The 18479-nt window shown below is 62.8% G+C and carries 15 protein-coding genes and 1 tRNA gene; 7 read left to right on the plus strand and 9 right to left on the minus strand.

Annotated elements, in window-relative coordinates:
- Nucleotides 1-24 precede the first annotated feature (24 nt).
- Nucleotides 25-1542, plus strand: coding sequence for a CoA transferase (locus AWB82_RS12290; protein ID WP_086967466.1), 1518 nt, complete (start codon nt 25-27; stop codon nt 1540-1542).
- A 203-nt stretch (nt 1543-1745) separates the two neighbouring features.
- Nucleotides 1746-2162, plus strand: coding sequence for a hypothetical protein (locus tag AWB82_RS12295; RefSeq protein ID WP_086967414.1), 417 nt, complete (start codon nt 1746-1748; stop codon nt 2160-2162).
- On the opposite strand, the gene AWB82_RS12300 is transcribed toward AWB82_RS12295, so the two are convergent.
- The 8 genes from AWB82_RS12300 to AWB82_RS12335 all read right to left on the minus strand — a co-directional run bounded on the left by AWB82_RS12300 (nt 2163) and on the right by AWB82_RS12335 (nt 10344).
- Nucleotides 2163-3227 (minus strand): 2-aminoethylphosphonate aminotransferase, encoded by a 1065-nt coding sequence (locus AWB82_RS12300; protein WP_086967415.1) that lies wholly within the window; start codon nt 3225-3227, stop codon nt 2163-2165.
- A complete protein-coding gene (gene aepY / locus AWB82_RS12305) occupies nt 3227-4384 on the minus strand; it encodes a phosphonopyruvate decarboxylase (RefSeq protein WP_086967416.1) in 1158 nt (385 codons plus the stop codon). The genes AWB82_RS12300 and aepY overlap by 1 nt, the downstream gene beginning before the upstream one ends.
- A complete protein-coding gene (gene aepX, locus AWB82_RS12310) occupies nt 4377-6074 on the minus strand; it encodes a phosphoenolpyruvate mutase (protein ID WP_086967417.1) in 1698 nt (565 codons plus the stop codon). The genes aepY and aepX overlap by 8 nt, the downstream gene beginning before the upstream one ends.
- Nucleotides 6071-6859, minus strand: a complete 789-nt coding sequence (locus tag AWB82_RS12315) for a phosphocholine cytidylyltransferase family protein (protein WP_086967418.1) — start codon at nt 6857-6859, stop codon at nt 6071-6073. Before AWB82_RS12315 ends, aepX begins: the two co-directional genes overlap by 4 nt.
- Before the next feature lie 24 nt (nt 6860-6883).
- Nucleotides 6884-7900, minus strand: coding sequence for a flippase-like domain-containing protein (locus tag AWB82_RS12320; protein ID WP_086967419.1), 1017 nt, complete (start codon nt 7898-7900; stop codon nt 6884-6886).
- Nucleotides 7897-8709, minus strand: coding sequence for a HalD/BesD family halogenase (locus AWB82_RS12325; RefSeq protein ID WP_086967420.1), 813 nt, complete (start codon nt 8707-8709; stop codon nt 7897-7899). Before AWB82_RS12325 ends, AWB82_RS12320 begins: the two co-directional genes overlap by 4 nt.
- The gene (locus AWB82_RS12330) at nt 8706-9416 is read right to left on the minus strand and encodes a CDP-alcohol phosphatidyltransferase family protein (RefSeq protein ID WP_086967421.1); all 711 of its coding nucleotides are present in this window, start codon (nt 9414-9416) and stop codon (nt 8706-8708) included. Before AWB82_RS12330 ends, AWB82_RS12325 begins: the two co-directional genes overlap by 4 nt.
- Nucleotides 9417-9624: 208 nt before the next feature.
- A complete protein-coding gene (locus AWB82_RS12335; protein ID WP_086967422.1) occupies nt 9625-10344 on the minus strand; it encodes a DUF4136 domain-containing protein in 720 nt (239 codons plus the stop codon).
- A 221-nt stretch (nt 10345-10565) separates the two neighbouring features.
- Here AWB82_RS12335 and pepN point away from each other — a divergent pair, with 221 nt between their 5' ends.
- From pepN to AWB82_RS12355, 5 genes are all read left to right on the plus strand, one after another.
- Nucleotides 10566-13283, plus strand: a complete 2718-nt coding sequence (pepN, locus tag AWB82_RS12340; RefSeq protein ID WP_086967423.1) for an aminopeptidase N — start codon at nt 10566-10568, stop codon at nt 13281-13283.
- A gap of 165 nt (nt 13284-13448) precedes the next feature.
- Nucleotides 13449-14468, plus strand: coding sequence for a class 1 fructose-bisphosphatase (locus tag AWB82_RS12345; protein WP_086967424.1), 1020 nt, complete (start codon nt 13449-13451; stop codon nt 14466-14468).
- An 82-nt stretch (nt 14469-14550) separates the two neighbouring features.
- Nucleotides 14551-14626, plus strand: a tRNA-Thr gene (locus tag AWB82_RS12350).
- Between the two features lie 623 nt (nt 14627-15249).
- Nucleotides 15250-15399 carry a hypothetical protein gene (locus AWB82_RS37935; RefSeq protein ID WP_200818088.1) on the plus strand — a complete coding sequence of 50 codons (150 nt, stop codon included), beginning with the start codon at nt 15250-15252 and terminating at the stop codon, nt 15397-15399.
- Nucleotides 15400-15632: 233 nt separating this feature from the next.
- Nucleotides 15633-16235 carry a chorismate mutase gene (locus AWB82_RS12355; protein ID WP_086967425.1) on the plus strand — a complete coding sequence of 201 codons (603 nt, stop codon included), beginning with the start codon at nt 15633-15635 and terminating at the stop codon, nt 16233-16235.
- Between the two features lie 7 nt (nt 16236-16242).
- Here AWB82_RS12355 and AWB82_RS12360 read toward each other — a convergent pair whose 3' ends face one another.
- Entirely contained in the window at nt 16243-17391 is a 1149-nt protein-coding gene (locus tag AWB82_RS12360) for an exonuclease domain-containing protein (protein ID WP_086967426.1), read from the minus strand.
- Between the last annotated feature and the right edge of the window lie 1088 nt (nt 17392-18479).

The raw sequence follows: 18479 nt of genomic DNA on the forward strand, positions 1-18479 counted from the left end.
GCCACAAAAACACGGATGAACGACATGCAAGCCGATCAATATCGAGTCGAGGCCGACATACGGCGCGCGCTCGCGAATCGCACCAAAAGCGACGATTTCGACATTCACAACCAGGTCGAAGCCGTACTGAACGGCATTGGCGCCTCGCTGAATGAATTCGGCGGCGAACTCAGTTTCTACGGCAAGGACCCGATTATCCCGAGCGTGCTGCGCTTCGGCGCGTTTTCCGCGATCGGACTCGCTGCCAAAGCCGCGCAGATGGCCTCCATCTGGCGCATGAAAACCGGGCAGACGCAGAACATCCACGTCGACGTGCGCAAGGCGTTGCGCCGCTTCGCCACCTTCCACGAAGGCACCCTCGAACTCATGAACGGTCTGCCCGGCAACATGGGCTCCGAGGGAGATACCGGCGTCAGCGCCAATTTCCATCTATGCAAGGACGGGCGCTGGGTGTTCTTCACCTGCAACTACCCGAAGCTGCGCAACACAGCGCTGAACCTGCTTCAGTGCCCGCCCGGCACGGAATCCGTGGCGAAGGCGGTCGCGTTGTGGAACGCCGCGGAACTCGAAGCGGCAGGCGGCAAGGTCGGCATTCCGTTGTACATGCTGCGCTCGCCGGAGGAGTTTCTCGAACTGGATGTGTTTCAGAAGGTCCTGAAGAACGAGCCGCTGATCTCCGTCGAGAAGATCGCTGACAGCGATCCGATCCCGTTCCAGCCGGGCGGCGACGTGCTGAGCGGCATTCGCGCGCTAGGACTCGGCCACGTGATCGCCGGCGCCGGCATGGGCCGCGCGCTCGCGCTGCACGGCGCGGACGTGCTCAACATCTGGCGTCATACGGATTACGAGCACAGCCTGTTTCACTACACTTCGAACGTCGGCCTGCGGTCGTCCCGGCTCGATCTCGGCGATGAAAACGCGCGACGCACCTTCGCCGAACTGCTCGACGGCGCGGACGTGTTCTTCTCGAACCGGCGCTCGGGTTTCCTCGACCGATACGGCCTCGCGCCAGACGAAGTCTGCCGGAAGCATCCGGGGCTGATCAGCGCGACCGTGTATTTCAGCGGCCCGAGCGGCCCTTGGTCCGAGCGCGCCGGTTTCGACGTATCGACGGGCGCGTATGCCGGACCTTACTGGCTGGAGAGCCTGGGCGGCACCGACAGGCCGACGACCAAGCCGCACACGACGCCGCAGATTTCCATCATCAGCGACTATGTCGTGGCATGGCTCTGCACCGTCGGCGTGATGCAGGCGTTGAAGCGCCGCGCGACGGAAGGCGGCAGCTACAAGGTCTCGGTGTCGCTGTCGCGCGCCGTGGCGTGGCTTATGTCGATGGGCGTATTCGATCAGAAATACGCGTATGAAACTGCAGGTTCCAGCGCCGAACACGCGTATGTGGCTCCCGATCCGCTGTTGGCGCAGACGCCCATGGGTTACTACAAGGGCGTCGCCGAGCAGGTTTATATGTCGCGCACGCCGGGTCGCTATCGCTTCCCGTTGAATCCGCTCGGTTCGTGTGCGCCGGAGTGGTTGCCGCGCTAAGCGCTTCTTTGGACGCCGCGCCCGTCATCTCGCGCCAGTTCGAGGGCGAGATGACGGGCGCGGCGTGACCCGGAACCACGCATCCTTGCTGCCCGCCAGCGAATTTTTCGCATTCCCGCTAGAGTGCGGAAGTCTCTATCCACTTTATGTCACGCAAGATCGTCATGAGGAATGCTTCACGCTTCGGTCGGATTGTTTTCGCGATGGCGTCCGCCGCGTCCGCCGCGTCCGCCGCGTCCGCCGCGCTCGCCCACGCCCGGCCACTCGATGCGCAACTCGACTGCAAGTCGACGCCGCACGCGTTCATCGCGCCGCTTCAGGATGACAATCTGCTGGAAAGGAAAGCGATGCGCGTCGAGCCGAACTCGATCAACGCGTTCCGGCCGGTGAAGGGCGCGACGCTGACGGCTTTTGGTTTCAAGGTCTACGCGCTGGTGGCGTACCAGAAGGACGACCCGCTCTTCAAGCAGGGCAAGGGCGAGCCGATCGGAGATGCCGCTTACGGAGCCGTCGTCTGGGGCGGCGACGACGAAGTCGAGCAGAAGGTGCGCGACGCGGGCAGCGACGCGGTGGTACACCACGTCGCGCCCTTCGTCACGGCGATTTTTTGCAAGCCGTAGTCAACGCAGCAACGCCACGAACGACGATATCAGCCGATCCATGTCGTTCGCGTCGAGCGCGCCCATCGTCGAAATGCGGAACAATTCCGTCGACAAACCGCCCTGCCCCGCATAGATCACGAAGCCTTTGGCCTTGAGCGCGTCGTGCAGCGTTTCATACGTGACGCCCTTCGGCAGCCGGTACGCCCGCAACACCACCGACGACTCTGCCGGCGACAACGCGCTTTCGATGCCGAGCGCAGCCAGCCCCGCGCGCACCTGCTCCGCAAGCTTCGCATAACGCTGATGCCGCGCGCGCCAGCCGCCTTCTTCCTCGAACTCGCGCAGCGCTTCGACGAGCGCGTAATACGCGTGCACGGAAGGCGTGAACGGCGTGCTGCGCGCATCCTGCAACTTCGCGAGACGCGCGATGCCGAGGTAATACGTGCGGCTCGCGGCCTGCGCCAGCGCATCGCGGCGTGCGATGACGAACGCCGCGCCCGGCACGCCATGCAGACACTTATTCGCGGTCGCGGCGATCGCGACGATGCCGCCGCCGTCGAAATCGATCGCTTCCGCGCCGAAGCTGCTCACCGCGTCGAGCAACAGGCCGATGCCCCGTTCCTTGCACGCACGCGACAGTTGATCGATCGCGTTTAGACGGCCCGTCGTCGTTTCGTGATGGATGATCGCGACATTCGTGAACTTCTTCGCGTCGAGCAGGCCGATGATCGCTTCGATGTCCGGCGCCTGCATCCACTCGTATTTCACGACTTCGTGGTCGATCCCGTACTGCTTCGCGATCTGCGCGATGCGGTCGCCATACACGCCGTTTTCCACGACGAGCAGCCGCCCGCCCTCCGGCACGAGTCCGGCGATCATGCTTTCGACGGCGGCGGTGCCGGAGCCGGTCATCAGCACGGCGCTCCACACGGCGGGGTCGAGCGCGTAAGCGGCGACGAGGCGCTTACGCGCTTCGTCCTGCAGATCGAAAAACTCCGGCTCGCGATGGCACAGGTCGGTTTGCAGCAGGCTCCGGCGCACGCGTTCGCTCAGCGTGACAGGGCCCGGATTGAGCAGCAGCATCAACGGCCTCCTATGTGTTGTTGCAAACGGGCGCGCACGTCCTCGGGCGTGATCTTCGGACGTGGCAAGTCGGCGGGCGTGCCGGTTTTGATCGATAAACGCGCGAAGCGCACGCCGTCGACATCCCGCGCTTCGAAAAGACGATCGATCACGGCGATGTCGTCGCCGTCGAGCGCGAGCGCGTACCCGCACGCCGCTGCGATCGACGCGAAATCGACTTCGCGCGACACGGTGGCCTGGCCGCCGGTCGATTCGTGCGCGCCGTTGTCGAGCAGCACGTGAACGAGATTCGACGGGCCGTATGCGCCGAGCGTCGCGAACGCGCCCATGCGCATGAGCGCGGCGCCGTCACCATCGAGCGCGACGACGGTGAGATCCGGGCGCGAGAGCGCGAGGCCCAGCGCCATCGAAGTGACGCAGCCCATCGAGCCGACGAGGTAAAGCTGGTTCTCGCGATCGTCGATTGCGTACAACTCGCGGCCGCAGAAACCCGTCGATGCGAGCACGACCGTCGAATCCTTCGGCGTATTGGCGACGACCTTTTGCAGCGCATCGTGCCGCGTGACGCGCTCGCCTTCGAAGCGCCGCACACTCGCGGGATGCGCATTGGCGCGCACGCCCGACAAGCCGGTCTTCTTCAGCTCATAAGGCGCGACGCTGCCCTTTTGCATGACAAGCGCATACGGGCGGCCGGTGGTGTCCATGTATTCGGTCGCGCGATCGAACGCCGGGCCGATCTGGTCGGCTTCCGTGGGGAACAATTCCCACGGAATTTCCATCGTTTCGAGCATTTGCGGCGTGATCGGGCCCATCAGCGCGTGCTGCGGCTCGTCATGAACGCCAGGCTGACCGCGCCATGTGACGATCAGCAATTGCGGCAAACGAAACGTCCACGTGAGCGAAGTCAGCGGGCTCACTGCATTGCCGAGACCGGAGTTCTGCATCATCGCAATGCCGCGGCGTTTCTTGTCTCCGCCCAGCGCGACGCCCGCGATCAGCGCGACCGCGTCGCCCTCGTTCGCCGCCGACACGTAATGCAGCGACTCGTCCTGCAGCACGTAGTTGATGAAAGGCGTGAGATACGAGCACGGCACGCCCGCGTACCAGTCGAAACCACGCTCGCGCGCGGCCTCGACGAACTGGGCGGCCTCAATCACGCGCGTTCTCCGCGCCTTCCGAGCCGATCGGCGTCTGACCGTGCGCGAAATCCCCCGCGCGACGGAAATCGTCGAGATCGTTCACGCCGCGCCAGTGGCCGTGCACGTATTGCACTTCGATCTTCTGACCATCCGCGATCAGCGCGTTGAGCAGCGCGGCCGTGTCGAGCTTGTCGAAATCGGCGCGCTGTTGCAGCGTTTCGAGCGTCGCAAGCAGGCGTCCACGCGCACCGGCGCGCACCTTCACGAGACCCATCCAGCGGCCTTGCGGCGCGCGTCCGCCCGCGAGCGACTGCCCCGCGCCGACCACACTTTCGAGCCACACTTTCTGGCCGAAGAGCGCGCGGTCGTCGGCAGTCGAGCAGTACGCGAAGTCGGTCGCGGCAGCGCCCGCTTGCGGCGTCTGCGACGAATCGACGACAACGCAGAAGTCGCTATCCGACTCGGTCAGATCGCGCAGGATGTAGCTGCGGAACAGCAGATCGCCGTAGGAAATCACGGTGTCGCCGTTCATGTGCTTGACCGCGCACGCGAGCGACGCAAGTTCGCCCGTGGTTTCGTGCTTCTCGTTGACGACGAGGCGAACGCCGCCCTTATCGATCGCATCCGCGCGATAACCGCCCACGACGGTGATGTCGTTGATGCCTTCCTTCTTGAACGCCTCGACGAGATGGCGCAGAAGCGGCTTGCCGGCGACCGGCAGCATCACCTTCGGACGATCTTCGGTCAGCGCTTCGAGGCCCGCGCCACGGCTCGCGGCCAGCACGATCGCGCTGCGCTTTTCGTTGGCCGCGCTCAGATAGATGTTCTCCGCTGCGGAGTATTCGTCCGCGTCCTGCAGACGGAAGATTTCGTTCACCGACGCAATACGGTCTTCCACGTTGACGAGCGTCTCGCTGTCGTGAATTTCCTTTGCGATCGCCTGCATCGCCGAGACGGAGCCGCGAATCAGATGGTTCGCCCAGATCACGCAGCTGATGCCGGCCTGACGGAACGCATCGGTCGGCGTGCTGTAATACTTCGTCGGCACGATGACGAGCGGACCGCGACCGGCCCATTCGCGCGCGAACGTCAGAATTTCGTCGGGCTTCGACAGCTTGCTGTGGATCAGGATCGCGTCCGCGCCCGCCTGGCGATAAGCCTCGGCGCGCTTGAGCGCCTCTTCCATGCCCCAGCCGGCGATCAGCGCTTCGACGCGCGCGACGATCGAGAAATTCGGATCGCTCTGCGAATCCTTGCCCGCCTTGATCTTGCCGCAGAACTCGTCGATATCCGCGAGCGGCTGCGCTTCGCCGTTGATGAAGCTGTTGGTCTTCGGAAACTGCTTGTCCTCGATGCACACGCCCGCGATGCCGCGCTGCTCCAGCTTCCTCACCAGACGCCGCACGTTGTTGAAGTTGCCGTAGCCCGTGTCGCCGTCGAGCAGAATCGGCAGATCGCTCGCGTCGGCCATGAATTCGAGGTTGTCGACGACCTGCGTCCAGCTCGCTTCGTTGTTGTCGCGCACGCCGAACTGCGCGGAGATCGACAGGCCCGAGCCCCAGATCGCCTTGAAGCCCGCTTCCCGCGCGATGCGCGCCGAGATGCCGTTGTGCGCTTCCATCAGGAATTCGAGGCGATTGCTTTGCAGCATCTCGCGCAGGCGCAGAGTGCGCGAGTAACCAACCGGGATTTGTGTGAGTGCGTTCATTGTTGCGAGGCTCCTGCAAACTGACGCAGCGCGTGCAATTGCGGCAACACTTCGTCGGCCGCGCGCTTCACGTCGTTCGTAAAATCGATTTCGATCCACGGTGCGCCGGTGACATCGGCGATATCGAACACGTGGGACTTTTCAAGCAACAGGTCGCGCACTGCTTCTTCGTGCGGCATCTTCGCGCGGCCGGTCGCGACGTAGTCGGCGCAGATTTCGGCGAGGCGCGTGGCCGTTTGCTGATCGAAGCGGAAAAAGCCGACCGATTCGCCGATGGTGTCGTACTTCAAACCCGCCGCGACCTGCTTGCGCAACTCGACCGGCACGCCATTATCGACGCACAGCTTCACCGGCTCGTCGCCCGCTTCGAAATCGCGGTCGATCAACAGGCGGTTCACCGAGCCGCCCGCGACGAGCGGCTCGAAGATCCGTTCGTCGTAGAGCACGTCGGCGTCCATCAGCAGGACGTCGCCGCCGCGCGTCATCGCGTCGCGCGCGGTGTGCACGGACAGCACGCTGCCGAGCGTGAACGCCTCGTTGACGACTATTTCGGTCTTCGGCTTCCATTCGATCGCCGCGAGTTCCGCTTCGATCCGCTCGCTTTTGAAGCCGGTCACGACGACGACTTCATCGACGCCGGCGGCCTTCAGGAAATGCAGATGACGTTCGAGCAGCGAGACGTCCCCGGACGTGTCACCGAACCGCAGCAGACATTTCGGCTTTTGCTGGCCTTCGGGCTGAACAAGGCGCAAGCCCATCCCGGCCGCAAGAATAATTGCGCGCATGGTTGTGTTCCCTTCGTGGGTGGGTCAGTCGATATCCGGCACGCGCGCGAGACGGCGGCGCTGCCAGCCTTTTTCAACGAAATGCAGATAGACAATGCCCGGCACGCCGAGCAGCAACTCGCGCGCGCGCTTGGCGAGCGACAGCGCGAGCGCCGCCTCGGGCGGCAAGCCGACGATACGCGCGAGCAGCAGATAACCCCCTTCCTGCACGCCGAGCGAGCCGGGAATAGCGAAGGCCGCCCCGCGGATCGCCTGGCCGAGGCTTTCGAGCAGCAACGCTTCCGCCCAGCCGACCGGATGGCCGAGCAGTTGCAGCAAGAACCACACTTCGCCCGTGCCGACGATCCAGCCGATGAAACTCAACCCGAAGCTCGACGCCACCTTGCCGCGCTCGCGATACATCTCGTGGACGGCGGCATCGACGGCTTCGGCGCGCGTGACGAGCGACGACCAGTCGCGCTTCGCCGAAAATTTCGCGGCGATGCCCGACGCGAAACGCATCGCGCGGCCGAACAGGCCGCGCCGCTGCGCAAGATAGAAACCGAAGATCATGAGACCGATCACGCCGATCACCACGAGCACGGCGATCGTCACGGTCGATGACGAGCCGCCCGCCGCATAGCCGGTCAGGAGCACAACGCCGATCAGCGCGAAAATTAGTTGCGCGACGGTCTGCATCGTCGTGCTGACGGTGATGACCGCGGCCGCGTCGCGCGCGCGCATGCCGCGCTGCGCGAGATAGCGGACCATCAGCATCGGCCCGCCGATCTGGCCCGCGGGCATCAGACTATTCACCGATTCGCCGGCCCAGCGCGCGAGCAACGCGTCGCGCAGGGAAACGTCGCGCTCTTTGCGGGAGAACAGCACGCTGATCGCGCCGGCATCGATGAAAAGCGGCGCGAAGTGAAAGGCCGCGACCGCGACCAGGCCCCAGCCGGCCGCGGCCAGCGTCGATGCGACCGAGCCAAAGCCTTGCCAGCCGAGCAGCGCGATGAACAGCACCACGCCGACCGACAGCAGAAATGTGCCTGCGCGGCTCATGCCTGCCCGTTCTTGCCGCCTTTGCGGCGAAAAACCTGCTTGAACCCGAAATAGGCGATCGAGTCCTTCATGTTCGAAATGAAGCGCTGGAACGGACGCATGTTGGGGTTCGTCACGTACTCGAACGTGAGCGACACGCGCATCTCGTTTTCGCCGAGCGGCGTGACGCGATGGCGCAGCTTGTCGCCGTCGAACAGCACGAACGCGCCGGGCGGATATTGCACCGAGCCCGCTTGCTCGGGAATCCCGGGCGACTTCGTGTGCAGTTCGTAGTCGAGCTTGCAGGACGAATCGTCGATCACGCCGAGCAAGAGCGTATAGCGGCGGCCATCGTAATACGACGTGTCGTAATGCCAGCCAATGTGATCGCCGGGCTTCGTGTAGAAGTAAAACGCGTAGGCGTGCGGATCGTCTTGCGGCGAAAGTTGCAGCTTGTCGCCGGTGATCGTCTCCAGCCACTTGATGAGCGCTTCCGAGCGATACAGCTCCGCGATGAACGGCGCGAGCTTGTCGAGCGTGTGACGACTGACGCTTCCGCCCGCCTTGTGACCCGGCAGATAGTTGCGGTTCACGGAGGGCATCACGTCGCGCACGGCGGCGATCAGGCGCTCGGTGTAATCGCGCGGCAGGAAGTCGTCGATGTACAGAAACGAGCCTTGCTGACCGTACTCGTCGCGCAGCTTCGGTGTTTGCAGCGCGGCGAGGCGCGCGGACATCGTCGAATCGATATCGCGCTTCGAGGGGCGCGCGGCTGTCGAAGCCTGCGCCGGTTGAGTCAGTGTGTTGTCTGGAGTTGCCGTATCGCTCATCTCACCGCCTGGAAGTCTTTGTCGTCTTTTGCATGGGTGGCCTGCGCGCGGCGTTTCAACTGGGCGGTGACGCGCTGATAGTCCACCGCCACGTAAATGGCGAAGAGCGGCGCGCCGATCGCCGCGGCAATCAGAAACGGCGTCATGCCATTCAGGACAGTGACCACCGGCAACAGATACAGCACGTCTTCCGTTTCGAATCCGGCCATCGACGCCTGCTTCGTGCCGGTCTTGCCGATCATCGACTCGACGCGCATGCGCAGGAAAAAAATCAGTGCGACCGCCACGCCCGCAATGCCGCCGAGCCATTGCGCGGGCACGATCATCGACGGGTGATGCACGGCCACGTAAAACCCGATGCCGAGGAAAAGGAGCACCGTGACGAGCGCGTCGGCCGCGAGGTCGTAGAAATGGCCGATCTTGCTCGACTGCCCGCTGATGCGCGCGAGTTCGCCGTCAGTGTGATCGACGAGATTCGACAGCGCGATCAGCAACGCGCCGAGCGTGCACATCCAGAACTGACCGAGCGACAAATAATAGGCCCCGGCCAGGCCGATGGCGAGGCGCAACGTGGTCAGGTGATTGGGCGTTACCGGAGTGCCGACGAGCGGCGTGACGAGACGGCGTGCGAGCCGCGCATCCCAGGTAGTGGGTTGGGGAACGGCTTTAGGAACGGCTTTAGGATCGGGCGGACACGATTTTGTCATGCCGGAAATATATCGCTAATTCGCTAAACCTGCATATATTGCGGCCCGGTGTCGCGACGACGATTCCCTTGTTTGGTCAAGGCTCGCGTGCATATTCGAAATTTTCCCCGACACCGTGAACAGAATCGCTCACGGTGTGTAGCGGAAAAAATTTCCGAAGTCATTTTGACGACGATGCGACGGCTTGTCGCAGCCGCATCGCTTTCGATCAATCGACGGCTTTGGCCGCAGGCACAGGCGCCACGGTGCGCTCATTCGATCCGGCCGACGCCGCCGTTTCGTTCGACATGCCGCCGTTCTTGTCCACCGGCAGCGTCACCGTGCGCACCGTTCCGTTGCCGAGCGGAAAGTCCGCGAGCGCGCTGCGCACGAGATAAGGCATCGCCTGATAAAGCGACGGATCGCCCGTCGAGTTGACCGCCGTCACCTTGTATGTCTCGCGACCGGTCTTGCGATCGTTCATGCGAATCTGCAGCGCGTGGATGTAGACCGGATAGGTCTGGTCGACATATCCCGTCGCGCCCCACGGACCGTACGGTCCCCAGCCGCCCCACGGTCCGCCCCAGTACGGACCGGCTCCCCAAGGCCCGTACATCGGCCACGGATCGTAGTAGACCGGCTGACGCACGGTCACGGTATCGCCGCGAATCGAATAGGCGATCGCGATCTGATAATTCGCGCTCGCCTCGGGCACCTGGCGAAAGTTGTACTTCGAAAGTTCGATGGCGATGAGCGTCTCATAAGTCGTCTGCTCGATGCTGTTCTGCTGCTCGCTCTTGCGCGTGAACGCGTAGGTGCGGGTCGCGTCGCTGCCGCTCCAGTCGGAGAACGCGGTGACTTGCGTCTGCACGTAGGTCGTGCAGCCGGCGAGCCATAACGCCGCCAGCATCAGCGCCCATCCGGCGAGCGCTTTGATCGGGAAATTCATGGTCGTCCTCACTTCGTTCCGCACCCTTCTCCGTTATAGACAGCGCCGCCGTGCGTTGCATGGCGGCGTCCTTATTGTGGGTTCCACGACGCGTGGCGCCGCCCGATTCACGATCCCCGGACGGCTTGTACAATGATTCGACCAGGCGCGCACGCGTTGGTGCGCTCGAAGCGCACGCGTGAGACGCCGGCGCCGTTCAATCCAAACATGAAGATCTTGCCATGTCTACCACGACCGCATCCGCTGTGATTCGCCGCCAGGACTACACGCCGCCTGCCTTCCTGATCGATTCCGTGGCGCTCGAATTCGACCTCGCGCCTTCGCGCACGGTCGTGAAGAACACGATGAAGCTGCGCCGCAACCCCGACGCCCAGGGCGACGCGTCGCGCGTCGATTTGATGGGCGAACAGCTCGAATTCGTGAGCGCGGCGATCGACGGCGCCCAGCACGCGGATGTCCGCGTACATGAAAACGGACTGTCCATCGGCAATCTTCCCGCGGATGCCTTCGAGCTTAGCATCGAGAGCATCTGCAATCCGGCTGAGAACACGACGCTCTCCGGACTTTATGTCTCCAGCGGCAACTTCTTCACGCAGTGCGAAGCCGAGGGCTTTCGGCGCATCACCTACTTTCTCGATCGCCCCGACGTGATGGCCACCTTCGTCGTCACGCTGCGCGCCGACAAAGCCGCCTGTCCGGTGCTGCTGTCGAACGGCAATCTGATCGAGGAAGGCGATCTCCCCGATGGCCGACACTTCGCGAAATGGGAAGACCCGTTCAAGAAGCCGAGTTATCTGTTCGCGCTCGTCGCGGGCAAGCTCGTGTGCATCGAGGAGCGCATCGCGTCCGGTTCGGGCAAGGAGAAGCTGCTGCAGGTCTGGGTCGAGCCGCACGATCTCGACAAGACCCGCCACGCGATGGATTCGCTCATCAACTCGATCCGCTGGGACGAAAAGCGCTTCGGGCTGGAACTGGATCTGGACCGCTTCATGATCGTCGCCGTGAGCGACTTCAACATGGGCGCGATGGAAAACAAAGGCCTCAACATCTTCAACACGAAGTACGTGCTCGCGAATCCGGAAACCGCGACGGACACGGACTTCTCCAACATCGAGGCCGTGGTCGGCCACGAGTACTTCCATAACTGGACCGGCAACCGCGTAACCTGCCGCGACTGGTTCCAGTTGAGCCTGAAGGAAGGTCTGACGGTGTTCCGCGATCAGGAATTTTCCGCCGACATGGCCGCGGGCGACGTCGATGGCGCGGCGAGCGCCGCCGCGCGTGCGACCAAGCGCATCGAGGACGTGCGCGTGCTGCGTCAAATGCAGTTCGCCGAGGACGCCGGCCCGATGGCGCATCCGGTGCGCCCGGAGAGCTACGTCGAGATCAACAACTTCTACACGATGACCGTCTATGAGAAAGGCTCGGAAGTCGTGCGGATGTATCAGACGCTCTTCGGCCGCGACGGCTTCCGGCGCGGCATGGATCTCTATTTCAAGCGTTTCGACGGCCAGGCCGTGACTTGCGACGATTTCCGCCACGCGCTCGCCGACGCGAATCATCGCGATCTCGCGCAGTTCGAGCGATGGTACAGCCAGGCGGGCACGCCGCGCGTGTCGGTGCGCGCGAGTTACGACGCCGCCAACAAGCGCTACACGCTGACGCTCGCGCAGAGTTACGGCGACGCGTCCGAAGCGGCGCGCGAGACGCAGAAGGGACCGCTCCTGATTCCGTTCTCGGTCGGTTTGATCGGCCAGAACGGCGCGGATTTGCCGCTGCGTCTGGAAGGCGAGAAGGAGCCGAACGGCACGACGCGCGTGCTCGAATTCACGGAGCGCGAGCAGTCGTTCACTTTCGTCGACGTGAACGAAGCGCCGCTGCCGTCGCTGCTGCGCAATTTCTCCGCGCCGGTGATCGTCGAATACGACTATTCGAACGATGAACTCGCGTTCCTGCTCGCGCACGACAGCGATCCGTTCAACCGCTGGGAAGCCGGCCAGCGCCTCGCCACGCGCGAGTTGCTGGCGCTTGCCGGGCGCGCGGCCAAGGGCGAAGCGCTCGCCATCGACGATCAGGTGATCGCCGCGTTCGCCCGCGTGCTCGACGACACCACGCTCACGCCCGCCTTCCGCGAACTCGCGCTGATGCTGCCGTCGGAGAGCTATCTCGCCGAGCAGATGACCGTGTCCGACCCGGCCGCCGTGCACGCGGCGCGCGTCTTCATGAGCCGCCGTCTCGCGTCGCAATTGCGCGACAAATGGCTCGCGACCTATGAAGCGAACCGCACGCCGGGCGAGTATCGTCCGACGCCGGAAGATGCGGGCAAGCGCGGACTGAAGAATTTGTCCCTCGCCTATCTGAGCCAGCTCGACGATCCGCGCGACGCCGTCAAGCTCGCGCAGGCGCAATACGACGCCGCCGACAACATGACCGACCGCTCGGCGGCGCTCGCATCGCTCTTGCTCGCGAGCGCGACCAAGGGCGCGGATGCGACCGCGGCAGACGCGGCGCTGGCGGATTTCTATCGCCGCTTCGAGAACGAGGCGCTCGTCATCGACAAGTGGTTCGCACTTCAGGCGACCCAGCGCGGCGGGCCGGACCGCAAGGTGATCGAGATCGTGCGCAAGCTGACGCAGCATCAGGCGTTCAACATCAAGAATCCAAACCGCGCGCGCTCGCTGATCTTCAGTTTCTGCAGCGGCAACCCGGCGCAATTCCACGCCGCCGACGGCTCCGGTTATGCGTTCTGGGCCGAACAGGTGATCGCGCTCGACGCGCTCAACCCGCAGGTCGCGGCACGGCTCGCGCGCGGGCTCGAACTGTGGCGCCGCTTCACGCCGCAGTTGCGCGAGAAGATGCACGCGGCGTTGAGCGACGTTGCGTCGAAGGCGAAATCGCGCGACGTTCGCGAAGTGGTCGAGAAGGCGCTCGCGGCTTAACCGCTGTTTCGTCGGAGGTTTTTCCTCTTGAGCGGCCGATGCGCGGCGTTATCGCGCGTCGGCCGTTCTCGCTTATGGCGGATGCCGGCGGTCGCTGTCACATGGAGCGACCGGGTCGAGCGGTTAGAATCGTGAATATTCGTCTAACGCTCACGGAGCTTAAGCATGTCCTCCATTTCCAGCCGTACCACGCTCTCGAAATACCTGATCGAGCAGCAGCGTGAACATCAGAACCTTCCTGCCGACCTGCGCCTTTTGATCGAAGTCGTCGCGCGTGCATGCAAGCAGATCAGCTATCACGTGAGCAAGGGCGCGCTGGGCGAGGCGCTCGGCTCGGCGGGCAGCGAGAACGTCCAGGGCGAAGTGCAGAAGAAGCTCGACGTTCTCTCCAACGAAATCCTGCTCGAAGCCAACGAATGGGGCGGCAACCTGGCCGCGATGGCATCGGAGGAAATGGAAAAAATCTTCCCGATTCCCAATCGCTACCCGAAGGGCAATTACCTGCTGACGTTCGATCCGCTCGACGGCTCGTCGAACATCGACGTGAACGTGTCGATCGGCACGATCTTTTCGGTGCTGCGTTGCCCGGACGGCGTCGAGCCGAGCGAACAGGCGTTCATGCAGCCGGGATCGCAGCAGGTCGCCGCGGGTTATGCGGTGTACGGCCCGCAAACCGTGCTTGTGCTGACGACCGGTCACGGCGTGAATTGCTTCACGCTCGATCGCGAACTCGGCTCGTGGGTGCTCACTCAGCGCGACATGACGATCCCCGACGAAACGCGCGAATACGCGATCAACGCGTCCAACATCCGTCACTGGTATGAGCCGGTTCAGCGCTATATCGGCGAGTTGAACGCTGGCAAGGACGGCGCGCGGAAAGAAGACTTCAACATGCGCTGGATCGCATCGATGGTCGCGGACGTGCATCGCATCCTGAATCGCGGCGGCATCTTCATGTATCCGGCCGACAAGCGCGATCCGTCGAAGCCCGGCAAGCTGCGCCTGATGTACGAGGCGAACCCGATGTCGTTCATCGTCGAGCAGGCCGGCGGCGCCGCGACCAACGGCGAAGAGCGCATCCTCGATATCGTTCCGACGAGCCTGCATCAGCGCGTGGCCGTGTTCCTCGGCTCGAAGAGCGAGGTCGATCGCGTGACCCGCTACCACCTTGAAAAGAAAAATTGATCTTAGGTATTGCCAAGATCAGAAAGGCTCTGCATAATCTCACTTCTTCGTTGCTGACGAACTAAATGGACGCAACAATGGAGCCGGAATAGCTCAGACGGTAGAGCAGCGCATTCGTAATGCGAAGGTCGGGGGTTCGATTCCTCTTTCCGGCACCAACAAGATTCAAGCAGTATTAAGAAACCCGCGATCACGCAAGTGTCGCGGGTTTTTTGCTATCTGCGCCCTGCTTTCCGAGAACGACGCAACGTTTCGCGCTTTCGCAACGATCGCCGCCGGCGTGCGCAGGATTGCGACTTCAATCGAAAATCTTCCCAAACGATCTCGCGAATCGCACCGCCACGCACCTGATTCGTCTTATATGTGCGCTTTCGTACAACAACAAGCCATTTTCCGCTCTGCACCATCAAGCGTCAACGCTGGTTTCCCGGTATCGTTATATCCATAGAGGAAAGGCTACAGTTTAAGCACGTGATGTTCGTCTCTCCCCGAAGCCATGCTGGGCGTGGCTCGCTGGAACCCTGTCGAACTTCAGGATTGCGTATTTTTTGCAGCATCGAATTCGCGGACCGGCAATCGATTACCGAATCGATTGCCGGTCCAAACACGAACGATCATGCGTTACGCAGAGAAACGCACTATTCGGGCTCAAGCAGACCCGGTCGCGATCCGATAACGCATCTATAGAAGGAACGGTATTGGCATTTCAGCCGCATGCGGCGGTGCAATAGCCGCATCGGCTGTGCTGGCGCAATTGTTGTAGTCATTCAGGAGAGAAATCATGGACGCAAAGCCGACGAAAATCCCGACGCCCGACAAGGTGTTCTGTCCGGATCCGGAGCCGGTTGGCGTCGAGTTTCTCGCGACCGAGCTGCCCGAGCATGTGCGCGCGTTCTTCGACGAACAGCGCAACTTGGCGCAGTCGAAGTAGGCGGACGCTGGATCACGCCGTCGTCGTGAGATCGACGCCCGCCGTGCGCGGCGCACTCGGACCGTCCGGTCCGCATAGGGCTCACGCCAGGACGCGTCGCGCCCCTCGTTCATGACTGCCCCGCGGCGGGTCGTGCGACACGGCTCGCCTCGTCGAATCCTCTTTCGTCAGTTGGCTGTCGTCGTTCCCGTTTGAGAGCGGTGCGCTATTCTGGCGCTTTTGCCCGGATACCGATGCGCCGCCGATCTACGTCTTCCCTCCTCGCCTCCGCCGCTTTCGCCTGTGCGCTCGCGCTCGCCGCGCCCGCATCCGTGCACGCCGACGGCGACGACACGCCTTTCACCAACATTATCGCCCTCGTTTCGCAACGGCTCGCGCTCGCGGAGCCGGTCGCGCGCTGGAAGTGGGCGCATCACGAGCCGATCACCGACGCGCCGCGCGAAGAGGCGTTGCTCAAACAGGTAGTGAAAAAGGCGGACGCCGCTCAAGTCGATCCCGAATTCGCGCGCCAGTTTTTCCGCGATCAGATCGAAGCCAGCAAGGATGTGCAAAACACACTTTTCGCCAACTGGCGCGCGCTGAAGGCCGCGCCCGAAGAAGCGCCGCCCGATCTCGCCCACGAAACGCGTCCGAAGCTCGATCGGCTGACGCAGTCGCTCATATCTGCGCTCGCGCATGTCGAGCCGATTCGACACGCCGATGACTGTCCGGTGCGGCTCGCCGAGAGCGTCGCGCGATGGAAGCATTTGACACGCTACAACTCGTCGATGAACGCGCCGCTCATGCGCGCGCTTTCGCACGTCTGCGCATCGGGAGGCGTGGGCGCGGTCGGGTGACGGCCGGTCAGATCGCCGATACCAGCGTTGCGGTGACGAGCGGCGTCACGACGAGCCCACGCGCGAGACGCTCGTTCAGAATGCGGTAGGTCGACAACTCGAACGCGGGCGCATCGGCGCTCGCGCACAGCGCGCCGGCTTGCGCGAGCGCGCTGGCCGTGCCGAGATAGCACCAGTTGTCGATGACATGCCATGCGCGTTGCCCCGACGCCTCGTCGCGCTCCTCGATCGCGATTGCGCCCGAATAAGGCCACGGCGCACCGCGAACATCGCCGGAAGAACGCGACTTCGGCGCGCGATTGTGCGCCGGACGCGCGCTCGCAATCCATTGCGCTTCGGCCAGCAACGCACCGATTTCGCCGCCCGTCGCCTTCCATTCGAGACGGCGCACGAGCGCGGCAAGGCGCAGGTCCTTCGCCGAGCGCCGCGGCCCGACGAGATGCGAGCGCACGCGCTGACGCAAACGCACGCTTCGGCCGGTATAGAGCGGTGCGTCGTCTTCGCCGTAAAACATATAGACGCCGCAGCCCGAAACGATCTGTTCGATCGTGTCTTCGTCGATGTGCGCGGCGAGCTGGAATCGGCGCGTCACGCGTTCGAGATGGGCGCGCAGGACATCCGGTGCATGCGCGCGATGCAGGTGTTGCCAGAACTGCCAGAGCAAATCGGCGTCGGCCAGCGCGCGATGCCGCGCCGACGGCACGAGCGCGTGGCGCGCGACGAGTGCGTCGAGACCGTGACGGCTTTCGGCGGGATAAACCGCGCGCGAAAGTTGCACCGTGCAGAGCACGTCGGGTGCGAAGCGAAGACCCGTGCGCCTGAATTCGTCCTTGAGAAAACCGTGGTCGAAGCGCGCGTTGTGCGCGATGAACAGCCGGCCATTCATGCGTTCGAGCAGGCCGGACGCGAGTTGTTCGAATGTCGGGGCGTCGCGCACCATCGCATCGGTGATGCCGGTCAACTGCTGGACGAAGGATGGAATCGGCCGTTGCGGGTTGACGAGCGATGTCCACGTCGACACGCCCGACGGCCCGACTTCCACGACGCCGATCTCGGTGATTCGGTCGACGCCGAATGTGCCGCCGGTTGTTTCGAGGTCGACGAACGCGATGGGTTCGGAGGGGAAGGGAAAGCTTGCGGACGGATCGGGATGCATCGTGGACGGCGCGAGGTGCGCGTGGATGGAGCGAATGCTGGGTTGCCCATTCTAACGCAGCATGGGACGACGGGTTTTCAGCAACGTGGTCAGTGTGTCGAGGGGGTTTCGGGATTTTTGCCGCGTTCGATTGGCTGACGTCAGTGCCGTTAATGCTGATATTCGGCAAGAGTTCCGACAATATCGCATTAAGTCGCTGCTGAGTTCAATATGTCGCAATAGCGGATAACCCGTAATAACATTCCCTGATTATCAGAAATCCAATTTCGCGCTTTCGATGGACGGTCTCGTCCCGACGCCGGTCTCGCAATGCGCCAGTACGCCTCGACGGGCCGACAATGGCCCACTGCCGCGCGGCGTGGCGCTGGCCGTCCTCCGCGCCGACGAAGTGATCAAGGCACTTCGCGGTCTTTTGATTATCCGCTCTTGACCCATAAATCGCGTTTTAATAAACCTACTTTAAAAATCGTCACCGCATCGCCGGATAATTTCAAAAGGAAATTAATGAAGACATTCGCGATGCAGACGCGACGCCAGCAAAATCATCCACAATAAATTTTACGGCTGTTTTTTTAATGCAATGCGGAATTTTTCGCTCCGGCCACAATTGCTCAAATCGTAATTTTTCGCTCACCTTGCCCAATCCTCCGGTCTAAAGCAACATCGAAACCAGGTCGCAACTTGAATGTAATGCGCGGGCACCAACGACGATCCAACTCAATCGATTCGCGCAATTGTGCAAGTGAGTCGCAGCGCGGGTCGATCACGCCCACGACAGGCAATGTTTCAATGCTCGACGTCGCCCCCCCGCAACATGGCAATCGCCGACGGACGCCACGCCCTACGCGGCAGAGGGCCGGACGACGATGCTCAAAACCCATTAACGCACTGCGCAAAAAAAAAGCGCGACCGGGAAGTCGCGCTGACAAAGTTTGGAGATCTTTTTCCGTCAACGAAAAAGTCTGCTTCGGAAAGCAGAAGTCACAGTATAGCGATACGGCCCGCATTAATTACCTGCAAAAGACGCAAACTTCTGTTTCAAATATCTCAACAATCGATTTCTAGGACGACTCCCATTGTTTTTATGC

The sequence above is a fragment of the Caballeronia glebae genome, assembly GCF_001545035.1.
Taxonomy (GTDB): Bacteria; Pseudomonadota; Gammaproteobacteria; order Burkholderiales; family Burkholderiaceae; genus Caballeronia; species Caballeronia glebae.

Excerpts from the sequence above, each read along its gene's own strand:
- AWB82_RS12290 (WP_086967466.1), top strand. The coding sequence starts at position 25 with ATGCAAGCCGATCAATATCGAGTCGAGGCCGACATACGGCGCGCGCTC.
- AWB82_RS12295 (WP_086967414.1), top strand. The coding sequence starts at position 1,746 with ATGGCGTCCGCCGCGTCCGCCGCGTCCGCCGCGTCCGCCGCGCTCGCC.
- AWB82_RS12300 (WP_086967415.1), bottom strand. The coding sequence starts at position 3,227 with ATGCTGCTGCTCAATCCGGGCCCTGTCACGCTGAGCGAACGCGTGCGC.
- aepX (WP_086967417.1), bottom strand. The coding sequence starts at position 6,074 with ATGAACGCACTCACACAAATCCCGGTTGGTTACTCGCGCACTCTGCGC.
- AWB82_RS12315 (WP_086967418.1), bottom strand. The coding sequence starts at position 6,859 with ATGCGCGCAATTATTCTTGCGGCCGGGATGGGCTTGCGCCTTGTTCAG.
- AWB82_RS12320 (WP_086967419.1), bottom strand. The coding sequence starts at position 7,900 with ATGAGCCGCGCAGGCACATTTCTGCTGTCGGTCGGCGTGGTGCTGTTC.
- AWB82_RS12325 (WP_086967420.1), bottom strand. The coding sequence starts at position 8,709 with ATGAGCGATACGGCAACTCCAGACAACACACTGACTCAACCGGCGCAG.
- AWB82_RS12330 (WP_086967421.1), bottom strand. The coding sequence starts at position 9,416 with ATGACAAAATCGTGTCCGCCCGATCCTAAAGCCGTTCCTAAAGCCGTT.
- AWB82_RS12335 (WP_086967422.1), bottom strand. The coding sequence starts at position 10,344 with ATGAATTTCCCGATCAAAGCGCTCGCCGGATGGGCGCTGATGCTGGCG.
- pepN (WP_086967423.1), top strand. The coding sequence starts at position 10,566 with ATGTCTACCACGACCGCATCCGCTGTGATTCGCCGCCAGGACTACACG.
- AWB82_RS12345 (WP_086967424.1), top strand. The coding sequence starts at position 13,449 with ATGTCCTCCATTTCCAGCCGTACCACGCTCTCGAAATACCTGATCGAG.
- AWB82_RS37935 (WP_200818088.1), top strand. The coding sequence starts at position 15,250 with ATGGACGCAAAGCCGACGAAAATCCCGACGCCCGACAAGGTGTTCTGT.
- AWB82_RS12355 (WP_086967425.1), top strand. The coding sequence starts at position 15,633 with ATGCGCCGCCGATCTACGTCTTCCCTCCTCGCCTCCGCCGCTTTCGCC.
- AWB82_RS12360 (WP_086967426.1), bottom strand. The coding sequence starts at position 17,391 with ATGCATCCCGATCCGTCCGCAAGCTTTCCCTTCCCCTCCGAACCCATC.